Origin of the sequence: Thiocystis violascens DSM 198 (assembly GCF_000227745.2) — a bacterium.
In the GTDB taxonomy this organism is placed as follows: Bacteria; Pseudomonadota; Gammaproteobacteria; order Chromatiales; family Chromatiaceae; genus Chromatium; species Chromatium violascens.
Genome location: NC_018012.1, coordinates 2,952,776 through 2,971,706 on the forward strand (window position 1 = coordinate 2,952,776; position 18,931 = coordinate 2,971,706).

Sequence of the window (18,931 nt, forward strand, 5' to 3'; positions counted from 1 at the left end):
CACCTAGGGTGGAGTCTGCTCGAAAGTCTCCTCTGGATCAGTCATCCGAATCGGGGATGGTCAGCTCCAGATTGGCCAGCAGCAATTCATCCCCACTGATCAGTCGGGTCTCGAAACTGCCGCATGCGCCGCAGAGGAGCCGGTTCGGCGTGGCGTCAGTTTCGGCCTCGCACTGGCGGCAGCGGACGCGGATTTGGGAGGGCTCGATGACGAGTTCCGCCTGTGCGGCGATGGTGCCCGCCGCGGCCAGCGGATAGGCATGCTGGAGTAACGCCCCCTCGACCCCGGACAAGGGACCGATCTTGAGCAGGATGCGATCGACGCGGGTTGCACCATGCTCGCGGGCAATCTGTTCGACCTGATCGAGCAGCGACTGGCAGAGCGAGAGTTCATGCATCGGCAAAGTCCGCGCGGTAGCGTAGGAGTAGGGCGGCCAGGAGTGCGACCGGGACGCCAAACAGCAGGACGGACAGGGCCGGCAGGAGCGGCGTCTCGGCGAGCGTCGAAGCGGCGAGGAGGAGTAGGAGAAGGGCGCCGGCGGTCAGGATTCGCGGGAGGTGGCGCAGACCGGATGGCGGCGGCTCGCGACACCAGGCGAGCTGCCAGTTCAAAGGACGCGCCGCCAATTGCCAGGTCAAGGCCAAGAGCAGCGTGCCCAGGACCGCGCCAGGATCTCCCGTCAGGAACGCCAGGGCGGCCAGAAGCGCCGTCAGACCGATCATCCCATAACGCGGATAACCGATCTCGGAGCCACGACAACGGGTCGGGAGCCGCTCCAGCAGGACACCGAACATCGGCAGCGCGGCGGCATTGAACAGCAGAACGATGCCGAACGGCCAGGCCTCCGGCTGTCTCGCCAGGAACAGCAGACCGGCCGACAACACCCCAAGCGCCGCCAGGAAGGTGATCCGGGACGGACGCGCGCGCAGAAAGCGACCGAAGCGCGTCCCGTGCTGGCCGTCGCGTTTTCCCATCGGGATCGCTACACACATCGCAAAGCTCCTGCCTTTTCAGCCTTCCAGATAGGTATACCCATACAACCCCGCCTTCAGCTCGACAAAAAGCTGCTCGCGGGTCGGTCGATCCAGTCCTGCCGCGTCGAGCTTGCGCCGATAGTGCGCGAGCAGGGCGCGGGGCTCGAAATGGACATAGCTCAGGAGTTCGTCGGTCGAGTCGCCGCGTTCGGGTTCCCGCAAACGGTAGCCGCCGGGGGCGCTGGCGTCCAGTTCCACGTTGACGGCATCGGTGTCGCCGAACAGGTTGTGGATGTCGCCGAGGATTTCCTGATAGGCGCCGACCATGAAAAAGCCGAGCAGATAAGGCCCGTCCAGACCCGCGCCGGCGTGGACCGGAAGGCTCGCCTCCACCCCGCCCTCGTCGACGTACTGGTCGATGCAGCCGTCGGAGTCGCAGGTCAGATCATGCACGACCGCGCGCGCCTCGGGGATCTCGTCGAGTCGCTGGATCGGGACGATCGGGAAGATCTGATCGAGTGCCCAAATGTCCGGCAGCGACTGAAAGAGCGAAAAATTGCAGAAGAGCTTGTCCGCCAGCAAGGCGTTCAACTCGTCGGCCAGTTCGCGATGACGACGGATGCCGGGATCCAACCGCCCGGCCAGCGCCCGACAGATGGCGAAGAACAGCTCCTCCGCCCGCGCACGGCCCGTCAGATCGAGCTGGTCCTGAGCGAAACGTTCGCGGGCGGTCGCGAGCAGTTCGCGCGCCTCGGCATAGACCTCCTCGGGCGATGATCCGGTCGCGGATTGCAGTTGCCGGACCAGAGCGTCCAGGGTCGGGTCGCCTTCCGCATCTTGCGGCGTGACGTCCCGCCCGCCTGCCTCTTCGCGATCGATGACGTTGGCGATCAGCACCGCATGATGAGCCGTCATCGCCCGCCCCGATTCGCTGAACAGATCAGGCTCGGGCAGTTCGCAGCGCCGGCATTCGGCGGCGATGGTGTTGACGATGGCGCTCGCGTAGCCATCGAACCCGTAGTTCACCGAACAATAGTGGCGGGTACGGGTACCCTCGTAATCCACCCCGAGCCCGCCGCCCACGTCGATCACGCGGATGGGCGCGCCCAGACGGTGCAACTCGGCATAGAACCGGACCAGTTCGGCGACGCCGGCGCGGATGTCCTGGAGACTCGGGATTTGCGAGCCTAGATGGGCGTGCATGAGCTGAAGCCAGTTCAGCCGACCGGCGTGCTCCAGCGTGCGCACCAGTTCCAGGATCTGATTGGCCGTCAGACCGAACTTAGCTTTTTCCCCGCCGCTGCTCTGCCAGTTGCCGACCGCCGCCGCCGCGAGCCGGATCCGCACCCCCAGCAGCGGTTCGACATCGAGCCGCGCGGCCTCTTCCAGAATCAGCGGCACCTCGGAAGGCTTCTCGATGACGATGTAGACCCGCAGCCCGAGCCGCCGCCCGATCAGGGCGAGGCGGATATATTCGCGATCCTTATAGCCGTTGCAGACCACCAGTCCACCTGGCGGCGAGAGCGCCAGCACCGCCATCAGCTCGGGCTTGCTGCCGGCCTCCAGTCCCGCGTGACCCGAGTGCAGGATCTCGCGCACCACGCCCGCCTGCTGGTTGACCTTGATTGGATAGACCGGCTGATAGCGTCCGCTATAACCGCAGGCCGCGCTGGCGTCGACGAACGCCCGCTGGAGCGCCTGCACGCGATGGCGCAGGATGTCGCTGAAGCGCACGAGAATCGGTAGCGATAGCCCCTCCGACGCGATCTGACCGGCCAGCGCCGAAAGGTCAATCTCGGTCGAGCCTTGCGGATCGGGGCGGACGCACAGATGGCCGGCGGCATTGATGCCGAAATACCCCTCGCCCCAACGGTCGATGGCATAGATGTTTTTGCAGCGTTGGACCGCTTGGTCCATGGGGTTTTCTCCGTGGGTCGTCAATCGCAGGTCGCGAGAAGTGGTCGGTGGTCGGTGGTCGGTGGTCGGTGGTCGGACGGATGGTTGATTTGCAGGAAACTCCATGCCAAATTTAATCCGTTCGTGGTGAGCTTGTCGAACCATGAACGGATTAAATTTCGGCGACGGAAGATTTTCCGCCCACGCTTTGACAGACCCATCGAAGGGATCGAAAACAACGCAACTCGGTAGGGCTTTCTCGGAAATCGCCTCGGTACACCGTCGGATGGCGGCGAAACAGCGCGAGGATCGCGCGTTTTCGCCCATGACGCATGGGCGGCAATTCTTAGCCTCGGAGCATTGCAGGTCGGGGTGTCGGGATAACGGGAGTCTGCGTCGCCGAGTCATCCTGGCCTGGTTTTCCAGGGCGAATGGAAGCCCTGGCGACGCACAAGCGATCGGTGGCGAGCCAGAGCCCGCGCCGGCACGGGCCATGCTGGACACGCTTTAACCTTCCTTTTGCTCGAACAAACGATAGATCAGACCGCCAAGCGCCGCGCCGGCAAGCGGCGCGACCCAGAACAGCCAGAGTTGCCCCATCGCCTTGCCCTCGCCCAGGAAGGCCAGGATCAGCGCGGGGCCGGTGCTGCGCGCGGGATTCACCGAGGTGTTGGTGACCGGAATCGAGATCAGATGGATCAGCGTCAGGGTCAGTCCGATGGCCAGACCGGCGGACACCCCATGGCCGCGCTTATCCGTGGCGCCAAGGATGATGAAGAGGAACATGGCGGTCAAGACCGCTTCAGTCGCTAGGGCCGCCCCCATGCCATATCCGCCAGGCGATAATTCGGCGTAACCGTTCACGGCGAGACTGTTCGCGCCGAGCGTGAAGGCCGCCATCTGGTCGTTGAAGGCGCCCACGTCGCTGGCGATGAAATAGATCAGGGCCGCCGCCGCGATGGCGCCGAGTACTTGCGCGATGATATAGACAGGCAGATCCGCAAAACTGAAACGTCCCCCAACCGCCAGGCCCAGCGAGACCGCGGGATTGAGGTGGCAGCCCGAGATATGCCCGATCGCGTAGGCCATGGTCAGCACCGTGAGGCCGAACGCAAAGGAGACGCCAAGCAAGCCGATTCCGACATCGGGAAATGCCGCGGCGAGAACGGCGCTGCCGCAGCCTCCAAGGACAAGCCAGAAGGTTCCGATCAGTTCGGCGAGGGAACGAGTCATCAATGGCATCGATTCATTCTCCAGTAAAAATGCGGGACGCGCGAAGTGTGTGCTTAAAGCTTTGGTTGTGCCTGTATTCGAGTGAATCGGCCGGCCGATACGGCTGCGACCGCCCGACACCTCGGAGTTGAGTGTACAGCAGTCATCGGCATTTGCTAAGTTGGCGCTTATGGGTTTGGCTCCGCAGTCGCGGCCCCTATCGCGCGGGATCCTGCCGCTGCGCGAGCAGGCGTTGGGATTGATTCGCGAGTAGACGATTTTCGGCAGGCGTGCCTTTCGGATCAGTCCGCCTTGATCCGCGAAGCCAACTCCCGAGTTGCATCCTGAAAATTTTCGTGCATGCTTTGGATCGCGGACGATTGATAATTATCAATCGTCAACCGGAATCGAAACCAATTTCCAACAGGGAAAACCCGCCACCGGAAGGCGATGAAACCACCAGCAATCGTAAACCACCCTCGGGTGGAGGAGCCAACCATGTCTACCATGCAGATCGCGGGGCGGGATCTGGCGTTCAATAAACAACGCCTGCTAGCCAATTTCGATGACTGGAGCATGAGCGTTGCCGAGGCACTGGCGGAAGACGAAGGTCTCGTCCTTTCCGAATGCCACTGGAAAATCATTCACTTCCTACGAGAATACTACGACGCTCATGAGATGCCTCCATCGCCGCGAGTGATCGTCAAGGCGATCGGCACGGAACTGTCCGCGCATGTCCCCTGCACCCGCAAGCACCTGGAAGGTCTTTTTCCAAATGGAGGCTGCAAACAAGCCTGCCGCATCGCCGGACTGCCGAGATATTACTGTCATTCCTGCTGATTCTTAACTCTCGGCAATGGTGCGAGTGGCTGGCTGTTCCGCCGGCAATCGACGCGCTTAGTCCAGAAAGGCGTTGGCGAGGGCGTACTGACGATGCGCCTCGGCGGACTCGGATGCCGTGTCATCTTCCATCATGGCGCAATTGACCGCCATCCGCGCCTGGACGGCCGCCTTCCAGGCGCGGTTCTGTCGCTCCGTCATAAGCTCATCCGGGGTCAGCGCGGCAGCGGCGGCGGCGGCAACGAAGTGATCGGCCTGAGCCAGCCAGTCGGTATCCTTGCCGCAATCGGTGTAGGTTTTGACGGTATAGGCGCGCGCGGCCTTGAAGGCGTCTTGCAGTTCGCCCGGCGTGACATCGTCCCGTAGACCCGTTGCGATGGCGCGGTGGATCCGCTCGTCACGGCTAAGGCGCAGGATATTCTCGGCAAACCGGGAACCGAGCAGGCGCTGTTGCTCCCCCGTCAGCCGATTGAGTGCGGCACGGAGTTCCTGGTCATTGGTGATTTTAGCCATTCAGGTGGGATCCTCGAAGTCGGAACCACGCGACGACATGATTTCGATGTCCCGCGTCGGATTATCTGTCTATCTCGCCCGATACTCGATAACGTTCACAGCAATAGCGATCTCAACCATTAGGGTAACTCAAACTCGACAGGTGGCAAGCTAGAGAGACATTGGAGCTTGCTAATTTTTTAACTTACTAAACAAAGCCTGCGCCACGTCAACTTCACGGTGGTGCAAAGAGGCTAAAGTTCTTTGACTTATTCCTGTGATTCGGTGTAGGTCAAGCGTGGATCGGTTTTCAGTCACCCTTGGATCGAAGGCGTCTTGCGCTGGCAAGCCTCAAGATCACGGTCATACCCTGCCCATCCTGCACGAAATCCGCCACGCCCTCGAACGCCTGCTCGCGACCGGCGAGGAAACCCGCATCGACCTCAATGCCATGCCGTTCGGCCCGGGAGATCTGGAGCGACTGCGGGCCTGGCTGGGAACGGGCGAGGTTCAGGCCAGCGTCTCGGCGATGGGACTGACGCTGATCCAGGAAACCGCGATCCCCGGCGTCTGGCTGGTGGACTACCAGAATGCCGACTCGCAGCGCCTGACGCTGCATCTCGAGATCGCTCCCGTGCCGGAGATCCTGCGCCCGCAACCGCAAGACCTCGCGGAGGCGATCGCCACGCTCGATGCCCGCATGGACGAAGGCCAGAGCAACCCGCCTTGATCGTCCTGACCCTGAAGGAGGGACCATGCCCGTCCGCAAGACCCCCGACAAAACCCTGGGCGAAAGCCTGCGCGACCATGGCCTTTCGCGCCGTGGCTTTCTCAAATTCTGCGCGGCGACCGCTTCCATGATGGCCCTGCCGCCGAGCATGGTGCCGGTGATCGCCGCCGCGCTCGAAGCCGCCCGACGCCCCTCGGTGATCTGGCTGTCGTTCCAGGAATGCACCGGCTGTACCGAATCGCTGACCCGCAGTCATGCGCCGACGCTGGAGGATCTGATCCTCAACATCATCTCGTTGGACTATCACCATACGCTCCAGGCCGCCGCCGGCGAGGCCGCCGAGGAGGCCCGTTTCCAGGCGATGGCGGCCAACAAGGGCGAGTATCTGGTGATCGTGGACGGCTCCATTCCGGGGCCGGACTCGAATCCTGGCTTCTCGACCGTCGCCGGACACAGCAATTACGACATCCTGATAGAGACGGTGGAGCATGCCGCCGCCGTGATCGCGGTCGGCACCTGTGCCGCTTTCGGTGGGCTGCCGCAGGCCAATCCCAATCCGACCGGCGCCAGGTCGGTGATGGATCTGGTCAAGGACAAGCCGATCATCAATGTCTCCGGCTGCCCACCCATTCCCATGGCGATCACCGGCGTGCTGGCCCATTATCTGACCTTCGGGCGTCTGCCCGAACTGGACGCCTATCGCCGACCACTGGCCTTCTTCGGCCAGTCGATCCACGACCGCTGCTATCGCCGCCCCTTCTATGATCGGGGCCTGTTCGCCGAGAGCTTCGACGACGAGGGCGCTAAGTTGGGTTGGTGTCTGTATCGGTTGGGCTGCAAGGGACCGAGTACCTATAACGCCTGCGCCACGATGAAGTGGAATGAGGGCACCAGTTGGCCGATCGAATCCGGCCATCCCTGCCTGGGCTGCTCCGAGCCGAGTTTCTGGGATGCCGGCGGCTTCTATGAACCTTTGTCCGTCCCGATCACCGCCACGTCCGGTGCCATTCTGGCGGCTGGCGCCCTCGGCGCGGTCGTCGGTGGCGCGGCCACTCTCCTGGCGAAAAAAGAGACCAAGACTGTCGTCGCGCATCGCCAACCCGTCACGGTCGAGGAGTTGGAGGAGAAGCTATGAGCGGCTCGATGGAATTTCTGCTGTGGACCAAGGGGCCGATGTTCGACATCGCGCTGGCGATCTTCGCCATCGGTCTGTTCGCGCGTCTCGCCGAGATCCTGCTGCTCGGACGCAAACCCAATTATGCCGAGCCCCGTGCCGGCGAATGGCTGCCGGGTTTGAGGACGGTCTTCACCCGCACCATCGCCGACCCCGGCACCTTTCAGCGCGCCTCTTTCAACGTGGTCGTGGGCTGGGTCTGGCACATCGGCTTCCTGATCGCGCTCCTGCTGTTCGTGCCCCATGCCGAGCTGATCAAGGGACTGTTCGGCATCGCCTGGCCGGCGCTGCCGAATCCGGTCGTCGACCTGGTCACCGCCATCACCCTGATCGCGTTGGTCGCGACTTTGGTGCACCGCTTGACCCATCCGGTAAAACAGCGCATCAGCACCATCGAGGATTATCTGGTCTGGACGGTCGTTTTCCTGGTCGTGCTGACCGGCTATCTGGCCTATCACCGCCTCGTCAACCCCTACCCGATGGCGCTTGGGATGCACATCCTGATGGCGGAGATCTTCCTGATTATCCTGCCTTTCACCAAACTCACGCACATCTTCACCACGTTCGTCGCACGCTGGTACAACGGGGCCGCGTTCGGCCGCAAAGGGGTTCAGTCATGAGCGAGCTGACACTCGAACGGGGCCTCGCGGCCTTTCGCGCCGAGATCGACGCGCCGGTCGCGGCCTTCTTTTCAAGCTGCGTGCACTGCGGGATCTGCGCCCAGTCCTGCCCGTTCTACCTGGAGACCGGCGACCCCAAGTACACGCCGATCCTGAAACTCGAACCGCTGCGTCTGGTCTGGGAAAACGAATTCACGCTTTGGGGCAGGATCAAGGGCCTGCTCGGACTCCAGCGTAAAGTGACCGACGAGATGCTCGCCGAGTGGGAAGAGTTGCTCTACGACTCCTGCTCCATGTGCGGACGCTGCTCCATGGTGTGTCCGGTCGGTAACGACCTGGCCTACATGATCCGCAAGTCGCGCGAGGGCATGGTCCAGTCGGGGCATGCGCCGGAAGGACTGATCGCCGCCTCGGTGCGCGCCATTCAAACCGGCAGCCCCATGGGCCTGCAATGGAAGACGCTGGCGGTCCAGATCAAGCATGTCGAGGACAGCACGGGTCTGGAAGTTCCGGTCGACAAGCCCGGCGTCGACTATCTGGTCCTGCTGTCGTCGATGGAGATCATCAACTTCCCCGAATATCTGGAAGCCATCACCAAGATCTTCGACCATGCCGGGGTAACCTGGACCCTGTCGACGCAGTGCTTCGAGGCCACCAACGCCGGCATCCAGATCGGCAACAAGGACATCGCCGCCCAATTGGTCGAGCGGGTCGTCGCCGCCGCCGTCGCGCTCAAGGTGGCGAATGTCATCAGTCCCGAGTGCGGACACGCCTACACCGCGATCCGCTGGGAAGGTCCGAACCTGATCGGGCGTCCCTACCCCTTCCGGGTTTTCCACATCATCGAGGTGCTGGACGAACTGCGCGCCGCCGGGCGCATCCAGACCGAGGGCATGGAGAGCGATCGGTTGTCGATGCACGATCCCTGCAACCTGGCACGCAAGAGCGGCGTCATTCAGCAGCAGCGCAATCTCATGAATCTGGTCGCCGACAACTTCGTCGAGCTGAAGGAGCACGGCAAATTCCAGTGGTGCTGCGGCGCGGGCGGCGGCGTCAGCTCCAACGAACGCGCCGAGCCGCTCAAGCTGGCCGCCTTCCGGCGCAAGAAGGCGCAGATCGAGGAGGTCGCGCCGGAGCGCATGGTGACCATGTGCGCCACCTGTCGCACCCAGCTCGAAGAGGGCCTGGAAGAATTCAACATGGAGATACCGGTGGTCGGTCTGACCGAAATGATTGCCGACCATCTGGTCGAGAAAGAGGCACGCGAACATGAGTGAACGACTCGTCGTCGACCCCATCACCCGCATCGAGGGCCATCTGCGCATCGAGGCCCAGATGGACGGCGCCAACATCGCCCAAGCCTATAGCTCGGGCACCTCGGTGCGCGGGGTCGAGACCATCCTCAAGGGTCGCGACCCGCGCGATGCCTGGGCCTTCGCCCAGCGCATCTGCGGCGTCTGCACCCTGGTCCATGGCATGGCCTCGGTGCGTTCCGTCGAGGACGCGCTCAAGATCGAGCTGCCGGCCAACGCGCAGTTGATCCGCAATCTGATGATCGGCGCCCAGTACGTGCACGATCATGTGATGCACTTCTATCATCTACATGCGCTGGATTGGGTGGACGTGGTCAGCGCACTGAGCGCCGATCCCAAGGCGACCTCCGCGCTCGCGCAATCCATCAGTTCCTGGCCCAAATCCTCGCCCGGCTATTTCGCCGACACCCAGAAACGGATCAAGACCTTCGTCGAATCCGGCCAGCTCGGCATCTTCGCCAACGGCTATTGGGGCCATCCGGCCTACAAACTGCCGCCCGAGGCCAATTTGATGGCGGTTGCCCATTATCTGGAGGCGCTCGCCTGGCAGCGCGACGTCGCCAAGTTGCACGCCATCTTCGGCGGCAAGAATCCGCATCCGAACTTCGTCGTCGGCGGCGTCGCCTGCCCGATCGACCTGGAGTCGGACTCGGCGCTCAATGCCAAGCGCTTCGCCGAGGTCCAGAACATCATCCAATCCATGCAGACCTTCGTGGATCAGGTCTATGTCCCGGACACCCTGGCGATCGCCGGTTTCTACAAGGACTGGGGAACTCGCGGCGAAGGGCTGGGCAATTTCCTCTGTTATGGCGATCTGCCCGGCAGCGGCTTCATGGATCCCGCGACCTTCCTCTTCCCGCGCGGTGTCATCCTGAACCGGGATCTGTCGACGATCCACGAGGTCGATCTGCACGACGCGAGCCAGATCCAGGAGTTCGTCGCCCATTCCTGGTACGACTATGCCGATGGCAAGGCGCGGGGACTGCATCCCTACGACGGCGAGACCAAGCTGGAATACGACGCCCGCGGCGGCGTCAAACCGCCCTATACCCAACTGGATATCAACGACGGCTATTCCTGGATCAAGGCGCCGCGCTGGAAGGGTCAGGCGGTCGAGGTCGGCCCACTGGCGCGCGTTCTGCTGCTCTACGCCAACGGCCACGCGCAGACCAATGAACTGGTCGAGATGACCCTGTCGACGCTCGATCTGCCGGTGGAAGCACTGTTCTCGACCTTGGGCCGCACCGCCGCGCGCACGCTGGAGACCAAGGTGATGGTCGACGCCATGCAGGGCTGGTATGACGCGCTGATCGCCAATATCAAGGCCGGCGACACCCGGACCTTCAACGACACCCTCTGGGATCCCTCCACCTGGCCTGCCGAGGCACGCGGCGCCGGCTACATGGAGGCCCCGCGCGGCGCGCTGGGACACTGGATCGTCATCAAGGACGGCAAGATCGACAACTATCAGGCCGTGGTACCCTCGACCTGGAACGCCGGGCCGCGCGACCCGAGCGATCAGGCCGGCGCCTACGAGGCCGCGTTACAGGACAACCACCAGTTGGTCGACGTCAAGCAGCCGATCGAGATCCTGCGCACCATCCACTCCTTCGACCCCTGCATCGCCTGCGCGGTGCATCTCAGCGATCCGGAGACCGGCGAACAACTGCGCATCAAGGTGACTTAGCTGACCGTACAGGAGCGATTGTTGGCAAGAGAGGGTACGATCAACCAAGAGTCGCCAGATCGAGAGTACAAAGAATCTTCAGGGCGATTGCTGGCCCCTGATCGTCGACAGACGGCGACTCTTCGGGTACGTTCGTCGCCACCTCAAGATGACGCCGACGTCTTCCCGCCCGCCGTCGCGGGGGATGCTTGGCGATGACTGCCCGGACCGCGGATGACGTTGAAACCGAAGCCTCTCGCCCCTGATTCGACCCTGTTGGACGCCTGGGATCTCCGCTGGCCGGAGCGGCGTCTGCTGCTGCTGTGTCTGCTCTGCATGACGCTGGGATTTCTGATGGTGCTGGGTTCCGGCCTGGCCGCCGGGCGTGCGCTCCACCCGCTGGATCTCCTGCCGCTGTTCGTCTACGCCCTCTGTCTGCTCGTCATGCATCTGAGTCTGGTGGCGGCCCGGTTTCAGGGCGATCAGATCCTGCTCGCCACCCTCGCCTTTCTTGCGGGCTTCGGCCTACTGGCCCAATACCGCCTGGGCGCCTTCGATACCGCCGATCCCGCGGGGCCGGGGCTTTTGCTGTTCCCGCTTGGCGTTCTCCTGATGCTGACCGCCTGTGTCGCCCTGATGCACGGGCGCTATGAACGGCTTGCCGCCGGTCTCTGGATCTGGGGCGGACTCTCGCTGGCCCTGGTCGCGGTGCTCCTGCTGATCGGACAGCGTTATCGGGGCGCCGTCTATGGGGCCGGACTCATCACGCCAACCGAACTGCTCAAGGTAACCGTAGTGCTCTTTCTGGCGAGCTTCATCGATCGCCATGCCAAGCCGCTGAGCAACTGGGGCAAGGGCTTTCCCCGCCCGCCGCTACGCGATCTGCTGCCGCTCGCGGGCTTTCTGGCGGTGCTCGCCGGACTGCTCCTGTTCCAGCGCGACCTGGGGATGCTCATCATCCTCGGCGTGACCCTGCTCGTCATGCTGTTCGCCGGTACTGGACGAATCGGTTATCTGGTCCTCGGCGCCTTGGGCGCCGCCGGGCTGGGCGCTCTGGTCCTCGCGTTTTTCTCGCACGGACAAAGCCGCATCGCGGCCTGGCGGTCGCCTTTCGACGACCCGACCGGTAACAGTTGGCAGATCCTGCAGGGGCTGTCCGGGATGTATTCGGGCGGACTCTGGGGCGAGGGTTTCGGTCGGGGCAACCCGGAATACACGCCCATCGCGCAGTCGGACTTCATCTATTCGGTGATCGGCGAGGAGCTTGGTTTCGTCGGCTGCGCGCTGGTGATCGTCTTCTTCCTGATCTTCTTCAGCCGCGGACTGGGGATCGCGGACCAGACGCGATCGTCCTTCGGGAAACTGGTGTGTGTCGGACTGGTCAGCGTGCTCGCTACCCAGACCTTCCTGAACCTCGGCGGCGTGACCAAATTCATCCCGCTGACCGGCATCACGCTGCCCTTCATCAGTCATGGCGGAAGCAGTCTGCTGACGGGTTTCATTAGTCTGGGCCTGATCCTGGCCATCTCCGAGTCGGCCCCAGGATCCGCGCGCCGGCAAACCGTTACGACGAAGCGCGCTCGGGCAGGAGCGGAGGCGCCACGGCGTCGGGTCCGGGAAGCGGCTCCCGATCTGCATCCCGATCCGTCTCCGGGGGAAGGACGCTCGCCGGCTCCCCGGCCAGACGCCCGCGCTTCCGGAACGGCGCCACCCCGGCGGACTAGCCGGAAGAAACCCGTGGCGCGCTCCAAGGATCCGCTGGACTGAGGATGGAAACGCTCTTCATCTCCGACCTTCATCTCTCGCCGGACCGCCCGGCGACCGTCGATCTCCTGCTGCGCTTTCTGGCTGGCCGCGCCCGTCGCGCCCAACGCCTGTACATCCTCGGCGATCTCTTCGACGCTTGGATCGGGGACGACGACGATGCGCCGCTGAACCTCCAGGTTCGCGCAGCCTTGCGCGCACTGACCGCCTCTGGCGTCGCGTGCGCGCTGATGCACGGCAACCGCGATTTTCTCCTCGGCCGTGCCTTCTTTCGGGACACCGGTTGCCAGCGCTTAACCGATCCGACCCTGATCCGCTGCGGCGGCGAGCCAACGCTGCTGATGCACGGCGATCTGCTCTGTACCGACGATCTGGCCTACCTGAAATTTCGACGCAGGGTCCGCAATCCGCTGGTGCAGCGACTTTTTCTCTGGAAATCGCTGGCGAGCCGGCGAGCGCTCGCCGCCGACTATCGTCGCAAAAGCGGTGCCGCCAACGCGGTCAAACCCGAGGGGATCATGGACGTGAACCAACAGGCGGTCATCGAGATTCTTCGGCGCTACGGGGCCGTCCGGCTCATCCACGGGCATACGCATCGGCCCGCCGAGCATGCGATCCGGATCGACGGACGGCAGGCTGCCCGCTCGGTGCTTGCCGAATGGCGGTCGGATCGCGGGGAGGTGCTGGTGCATACTTCGGCTTCGCTCAGTACAAGTGCTCCGCTCGGTACGAGTACGCCGGGAGTCTGGCACCGGGAGACGGTGATCGCGGGCTAAAATGATTTTTGACAATGAAACGCTATTCCTTGCATCTGTCCGGCGATTTGCTCCCTGGAGCCGACCGTGCGCAAGCCCTCGCCGCATTGTCCGATTGGCTCGAACTGACGCCCCCACAGGTCGCGTTATGGTTGGACGGGCAACCCAGGCGGCTCAAGGGGCGGCTGTCGCGCGCGCAGGCGGAGCAAACGCAGGCGCGGTTTGAGCGGATCGGCATCGCGTGTCTGATCCGTGAAGACACTCCAGCCTCGCCTTCTCTGTCCAACGCCGCCTCGATCTTCAGCCGTCCGAATTCGTTGGGCCTCGCCCCGGTCCATCTGCGCTGTCCGAAATGCGATACGGAACAGCCGCCCGGCGAGGTCTGCATCGCGTGCGGGATCGTCTTCGCCAAATATGAACAGGCACGGCGGCAGGCGCCGCAGGCGAGACGGCCGGTCACGACGCTTTCCCGGAGCGATGGTTTCCCCTACCGCCTCGTCACTCAACTGCTGCAACTCGTCTTTCTGGCCAGCCTGGGTCTAGCGCTTTGGAGTCATTGGAAACAGAACCAATTTCCCACGCCCTCCTTCTATGATGCCGAGCGACTGGAAACCCCGCGTCAGACCCCAACCGAATCCTCTTCCTTCCAGATCGACGCTCAGGGTATCCGCTATACCATCGACCCCCTGTTCGACTATCAGCTCGACGGTGTGGTGGTGAGCCTGCATGACAGCGATGTGTTCTGGGACATCTACCATGCCAAGGACTGGAAAGACTTCATCAACATCCGCGACCTCTGCGTCGTTTGGGGCGATAACGTCGCCTCCGGCGTCTTTCGCGAGATGCAGTACCGCAACAGCACCTGGACCTGCTGGATTTCCACCCATGACGCCGGGACGGCCCAACGCTTTGCCTGGGACCAACTCTCGAACAATCACCTGCTCGCGCAGGACGCCACCCTCGCAGCGAAGATCAAAACCGCCGAGATCGGCGATCAGATCCACCTGGAAGGCAAATTGGCCCGCTACTCTCATGCTGGCGGATTCCAACGGGGAAGCAGCGTCACCCGCACCGATACCGGCAACGGCGCCTGTGAAACCATCTATGTCGATGCGTTTCAGATCGTCCGTAAATCGCATCCCAATTGGCGTCTGGTTTATCGGCTGTCGCGCGCGCTCTGCCTTGCCGCGCTCCTGGGGCTCGTTGTGATGTTGTTCGTCGCGCCAGTGCGCGCGCCGCGAACGTAGTCGAACGGAAACCAGACAAACCGCGAACCGAACACGACCCTGAACGTCACGCCTGAGCGGGTTCCGGCGCGAGCGTCACGGCGTCCCTCTCCCGCAGATCCGGCAGCAGAACCGCCAACAATCCGATCAACGGCAGGAAGGCGCAAACCTGATAGACCGTGTCGATCCCCCACCGATCCGCCACCTGTCCGAGCACCGCGGCACCGATCCCGGCCAGACCGAAGGCGAATCCGAAAAAGAGCCCGGAGACCATCCCGATCCGACCAGGGATAAGTTCCTGGGCGTAGACCACGATGGCCGGAAAGGCCGATGCGAGCAGGAAGCCGATGATGACCGTCAAGACCGCCGATGCTTCGAGCCCCACGTAGGGCAGCGCCAGGGTGAAGGGTGCGACCCCGAGGATCGAAATCCAGATCACCGCCCGCCGACCGATGCGATCCCCGAGGGGACCGCCAAGCAGGGTGCCCGCCGCCACCGCGAAAAGGAAATAGAACAGGTGGTACTGCGCCTCTTGAGCGTCGATGGCGTAGCGCTGCATCAGATAGAAAATCAGATAGCTGCCGATGCTGGCCAGGTAGAAAAATTTGGAGAACATTAGCGCCAGGAGAACCGCCAGCGTCGCTTTCACCCGACCCTTAGGGAGTGCGAGCCCGGCGGGCACCGCCGCCGGCTTCGGTTGCCGGTGCTGACGTCGAGACCAAACGCCAACGCCCGTCAGGACGATCATGGCAACCAATGCAAGCAGGGCGAACACGGCGAGGCTGCGCTGACCGTGGGGCAGGACGATCCAGGCCGCAAGCAGCGGACCGATGGCCGCGCCGGTGTTGCCGCCGACCTGGAAGATGGACTGCGCCAGTCCGTGCCGCCCACCCGAGGCCATGCGGGCGACCCGCGAGGCTTCGGGATGGAAGACCGCCGAACCGGTCCCCACCATCGCGGCCGCCACCAGCAGCATCGGGAAGCTGGAGGCCAGCGACAGCGCCAGCAAGCCCAGCAGGGTGAACCCCATGCCCACTGCGAGCGAAAAAGGCTTGGGGTGGCGATCGGTGTAGAGGCCCACCAAGGGTTGCAGCAGCGAGGCGGTCAACTGAAAGGCCAGGGTGATCAAGCCAATCTGGGCAAAGCTGAGATGGAATCCGGCCTTGAACAGGGGGTAGATGGCGACCATCAACGACTGCAAGGTGTCGTTGAGGAAATGGGCGAAACTGATGGCGCCCAGCACCCGGAAGACGGTGCGGTCGGGGGTTGACGTCTTCATGACCATGCTAGGCAGCTCAAATCACCCTCTTCACAATCTTTTAAAGCGTGCGGTTCCTGGTGCCATTGTCGGGTTTTCTCGCCTTGTAGGTCATGTTGATTTTCTGCGTTTCGCAGTCGAGTTCGATTGACGCGCATATATTCATGTCGGTTTGTGATTCAGAGGGCTTGGGCGATGCGATACCGCGCGCCCGGTCATTCCCTGCTTATCGATCAGGATCAACCGCTTGCAGCTAAAGACGAATTCAGTTCCTCCGAGGACAGCGCCTGACTGAAGAGGTATCCCTGGAACGACGGACAGGCGTGCGCCTCCAGGAACCGCCGTTCCGCCTCGGTCTCCACGCCCACGGCGGTGACCTCGAATCCAAGCGCATCGCCAAGCGCAATCACGCTTTTCGCAATGGCGGCCGCCTTTGGATCGGTCGGCAGATCCCGCACGAGGGACCGGTCGAGTTTGAGGCGATCGAGCGGGAGATGTTTCAGTACGCCCAGCGACGAGCGTTCGCTGCCAAAACGATCCAGCGTCAACCGCACCCCATGCGCTTTCAGGGCGTCCAGACTCGCGACGATCCCCTTGGGGTTCTGCAACAGCAGGCTTTCATTCAACTCCAGGTCAAGCAGGCTAGGATCGACGCCAGTGCGCTCCAGGAGCGCCAGGATTCGCTCCACGAAATTGGCGTCGCGAAACTGCCGGTCGCTAATATTGACCGCCAGCGTCAGTCGCACCCAATCCGGGTGGCGCGACCATGCCTGCAATTGCGCGCAGGCGGACTCCAGCACCCAGTCTCCCAGCGCCTGGATCAAGCCGGACTCCTCGGCTAACGGGATGAACTCGCTGGGTGACAGCATCCCACGTTCGGGATGCGTCCAGCGCACCAAGGCCTCGGCACCGAACAGACGACCGACACGGTCCACCCGCGGCTGAAAATGCAGCACGAATTGGCCCTGCCCGATGCCGATCCGGAGTTCGTCCTTGAGCGCCCGGCGCGCATCGACCGACACCTGCATGGATAGGTCGAAAAAACAGAGCCGATTGCGTCCGGATTGCTTGGCCCGGTACATGGCCAGATCCGCCCGGCTGAGCAGTTCGTCGACGCTCGCCAGGCGCCCTTGGAACAGGATGACGCCAATGCTGGGCGTACTCAGATGGCGATGCTCGGCCAGTTGATAAGGCTCGCCAAGCTCGACACGAATTTTCGCGCCAATCTCGGCGGCGACATTCCTGGCATCGTCGGTGTTTTCGCCGAGATCCTCCAGCATGACCACGAACTCGTCGCCGCCCAGCCGCGCCACGGTATCCACATCGCGCACGGCTCCCAGCAGACGCCGCGCAACATCCTGCAACAGCAGATCGCCAGTGGCATGACCGTAGGTATCGTTGAGTTCCTTGAAACGATCCAGATCGAGAAAGAGCAGCGCACCAACTTGACGTGTGCGCTCGCTCACGATCATGGCGTGTTCCAGACGATCAAGGAGGAGTCGCCGATTGGGCAGCGCGGTCAGTGCATCGTAGAAAGCGAGGTGCTGGATGGCATCCTCGGCGGCCTTGCGCTCGGTGATATCGTGCAGCGTGGCCACATAATGAGTGACCTGGCCATCGCCGCCTTTCAAGGCGGTAATGCCGAGCCACTCCGGATAGACTTCACCGTTTTTGCGCCGGTTCCAGATTTCGCCTTTCCATGAACCCGTCGCATCGATACTCGACCACATGGCGGCGTAAAAGTCGCGGTCATGACGCCCGGACTTGAGCAGGCGCGGGGTCTGGCCGATCACCTCCTCGCTCGCATAACCGGTGGTCTCGATAAATGCCTGATTGACCCGCAGGATCACCTGATTGGCATCGGTGATCAGGATACCCTCCTGGGCATTGAAGACGGCGGCGGCAATCCGCAGTTCGATTTCGGCCTGCTTGCGTTCGGTGACATCGATATGTACGCCGATCATCCGTCGCGGCATTCCCTCGGGCGTCTGTTCGATGACCTGCCCCCGATCCAGGATCCATTTATACCCACCATCCTGGCAGAGCATGCGATGCTCGGATTCGTAGAACGGCGACTCGCCATCGAGGTGGCGCATCAGTACCCCATGCACCGCCGCCAGATCCTCCGGGTGTACTCGCGTCTTCCATTCCGTAAGGGTCGGAGCAATCTCATCCTCGGCGTATCCGAGCATCGCTTTCCACATTGGCGAATAGAATACCCGACCGGTATCCAGATCCCAATCCTCGATCTCCCAATCCCACAGCCCCTGACCGCTCCCTTCGATTGCAAAACGCCAGCGCAGCTCATTGGTCTGGATTTGACGTTGCTGCGACTCGGCCTGCAGACGCAGTCGCACGTTTTCCTCCAGATACGCCTGGATACGGGTAGCGATCACGGCCAGAACCAGCAGGAACAAGAGGACGATCAGGCCCATCGTCAAGGCGAGTTCCGCCGGATCGAGCAGAAACCGAGCCGACAGTGGCGCAAGCAGTGGAATCACGAAGAACAGCGTGGCAACCCGGTCGATGGCCAGCGCAGTAATCGCGGCCGCGCTGATCCCCGCCATGGCGAAGGCGACGAACGTTTCGTACACCGGATCCCCGGACTGGCACAGAAAGACCGCACCCACGCCCCAGGTCAGACCGCTCGCCAGGGTTCCAAGCCGAAAACGCCACAGCCAATGGGCGTCCAGCGCCCTATCCTGCTCTGGCAGACGACGGAAAAAAACGACGAGTCCGGCGCGCCCGAGCAGCCCCAGGATCATCGTCGCCAGCCAGATCAGAAGACCATTCCGCGGAACCAGATTCCAGTGCAGGACGACCATCATCACGGCCGTCATGCCCCCCACGGCCAGCAGGAATGGCGATCCGGCATAGAGAAACAGTACCTTTTCCGACTGAATATCGCGCGCATGCATGGCCTAGGATCCCTCCTCGAATCGTTGCGGATTTCGATCCGGCAAGATGCTAAAGCGTGTCTGATCCAACCGTCACGGGTCAGAGCGGATCGG

The 18,931-nt window shown here is 62.8% G+C and carries 16 protein-coding genes; 9 read left to right on the forward strand and 7 right to left on the reverse strand.

The features are described 5' to 3' along the window. Positions 1-37: 37 nt before the first annotated feature. The 4 genes from THIVI_RS13075 to aqpZ form a co-directional block, all read right to left on the reverse strand. Complete coding sequence (locus THIVI_RS13075) at positions 38-397, reverse strand: hydrogenase maturation nickel metallochaperone HypA/HybF (RefSeq protein ID WP_014779044.1); 360 nt, start codon at positions 395-397, stop codon at positions 38-40. Continuing rightward, a complete protein-coding gene (locus THIVI_RS13080) occupies positions 390-974 on the reverse strand; it encodes a hypothetical protein (protein WP_041446990.1) in 585 nt (194 codons plus the stop codon). Before THIVI_RS13080 ends, THIVI_RS13075 begins: the two co-directional genes overlap by 8 nt. Before the next feature lie 36 nt (positions 975-1,010). Beyond that, complete coding sequence (gene speA / locus THIVI_RS13085) at positions 1,011-2,891, reverse strand: biosynthetic arginine decarboxylase (RefSeq protein WP_014779046.1); 1,881 nt, start codon at positions 2,889-2,891, stop codon at positions 1,011-1,013. Positions 2,892-3,377: 486 nt separating this feature from the next. Then, positions 3,378-4,103 (reverse strand): aquaporin Z, encoded by a 726-nt coding sequence (aqpZ, locus tag THIVI_RS13090; protein WP_245537269.1) that lies wholly within the window; start codon positions 4,101-4,103, stop codon positions 3,378-3,380. A 477-nt stretch (positions 4,104-4,580) separates the two neighbouring features. Here aqpZ and THIVI_RS13095 point away from each other — a divergent pair, with 477 nt between their 5' ends. After that, a complete protein-coding gene (locus THIVI_RS13095; RefSeq protein ID WP_014779048.1) occupies positions 4,581-4,922 on the forward strand; it encodes a TusE/DsrC/DsvC family sulfur relay protein in 342 nt (113 codons plus the stop codon). A gap of 57 nt (positions 4,923-4,979) precedes the next feature. Here the strand turns inward: THIVI_RS13095 and THIVI_RS13100 are convergent, their stop codons facing one another. Beyond that, positions 4,980-5,435: a hypothetical protein gene (locus THIVI_RS13100; protein ID WP_014779049.1), complete on the reverse strand. Its 456-nt coding sequence runs from the start codon at positions 5,433-5,435 to the stop codon at positions 4,980-4,982. Between the two features lie 277 nt (positions 5,436-5,712). On the opposite strand from THIVI_RS13100, the gene THIVI_RS13105 reads away from it, so the two are divergent. The 8 genes from THIVI_RS13105 to THIVI_RS13140 all read left to right on the forward strand — a co-directional run bounded on the left by THIVI_RS13105 (position 5,713) and on the right by THIVI_RS13140 (position 14,683). Continuing rightward, positions 5,713-6,144 (forward strand): hydrogenase expression/formation protein, encoded by a 432-nt coding sequence (locus THIVI_RS13105; protein WP_014779050.1) that lies wholly within the window; start codon positions 5,713-5,715, stop codon positions 6,142-6,144. Between the two features lie 25 nt (positions 6,145-6,169). Further along, positions 6,170-7,279, forward strand: coding sequence for a hydrogenase small subunit (locus THIVI_RS13110; protein ID WP_014779051.1), 1,110 nt, complete (start codon positions 6,170-6,172; stop codon positions 7,277-7,279). Beyond that, positions 7,276-7,938, forward strand: coding sequence for a hypothetical protein (locus THIVI_RS13115; RefSeq protein WP_014779052.1), 663 nt, complete (start codon positions 7,276-7,278; stop codon positions 7,936-7,938). Before THIVI_RS13110 ends, THIVI_RS13115 begins: the two co-directional genes overlap by 4 nt. Further along, the gene (locus tag THIVI_RS13120) at positions 7,935-9,215 is read left to right on the forward strand and encodes a (Fe-S)-binding protein (RefSeq protein ID WP_014779053.1); all 1,281 of its coding nucleotides are present in this window, start codon (positions 7,935-7,937) and stop codon (positions 9,213-9,215) included. The genes THIVI_RS13115 and THIVI_RS13120 overlap by 4 nt, the downstream gene beginning before the upstream one ends. Next, the gene (locus THIVI_RS13125; RefSeq protein ID WP_014779054.1) at positions 9,208-10,938 is read left to right on the forward strand and encodes a nickel-dependent hydrogenase large subunit; all 1,731 of its coding nucleotides are present in this window, start codon (positions 9,208-9,210) and stop codon (positions 10,936-10,938) included. Before THIVI_RS13120 ends, THIVI_RS13125 begins: the two co-directional genes overlap by 8 nt. A gap of 213 nt (positions 10,939-11,151) precedes the next feature. Beyond that, positions 11,152-12,684 carry an FtsW/RodA/SpoVE family cell cycle protein gene (locus THIVI_RS13130; RefSeq protein WP_014779055.1) on the forward strand — a complete coding sequence of 511 codons (1,533 nt, stop codon included), beginning with the start codon at positions 11,152-11,154 and terminating at the stop codon, positions 12,682-12,684. Positions 12,685-12,686: 2 nt separating this feature from the next. Then, positions 12,687-13,457 carry a UDP-2,3-diacylglucosamine diphosphatase gene (locus tag THIVI_RS13135; protein WP_014779056.1) on the forward strand — a complete coding sequence of 257 codons (771 nt, stop codon included), beginning with the start codon at positions 12,687-12,689 and terminating at the stop codon, positions 13,455-13,457. Positions 13,458-13,471: 14 nt separating this feature from the next. Then, positions 13,472-14,683: a hypothetical protein gene (locus tag THIVI_RS13140; RefSeq protein WP_014779057.1), complete on the forward strand. Its 1,212-nt coding sequence runs from the start codon at positions 13,472-13,474 to the stop codon at positions 14,681-14,683. Between the two features lie 46 nt (positions 14,684-14,729). On the opposite strand, the gene THIVI_RS13145 is transcribed toward THIVI_RS13140, so the two are convergent. Together THIVI_RS13145 and THIVI_RS13150 are read right to left on the reverse strand one after the other, a co-directional pair. After that, entirely contained in the window at positions 14,730-15,941 is a 1,212-nt protein-coding gene (locus THIVI_RS13145; RefSeq protein ID WP_245537271.1) for an MFS transporter, read from the reverse strand. 218 nt (positions 15,942-16,159) lie between these two features. After that, positions 16,160-18,838: a putative bifunctional diguanylate cyclase/phosphodiesterase gene (locus THIVI_RS13150; RefSeq protein ID WP_014779059.1), complete on the reverse strand. Its 2,679-nt coding sequence runs from the start codon at positions 18,836-18,838 to the stop codon at positions 16,160-16,162. Positions 18,839-18,931 lie beyond the last annotated feature (93 nt).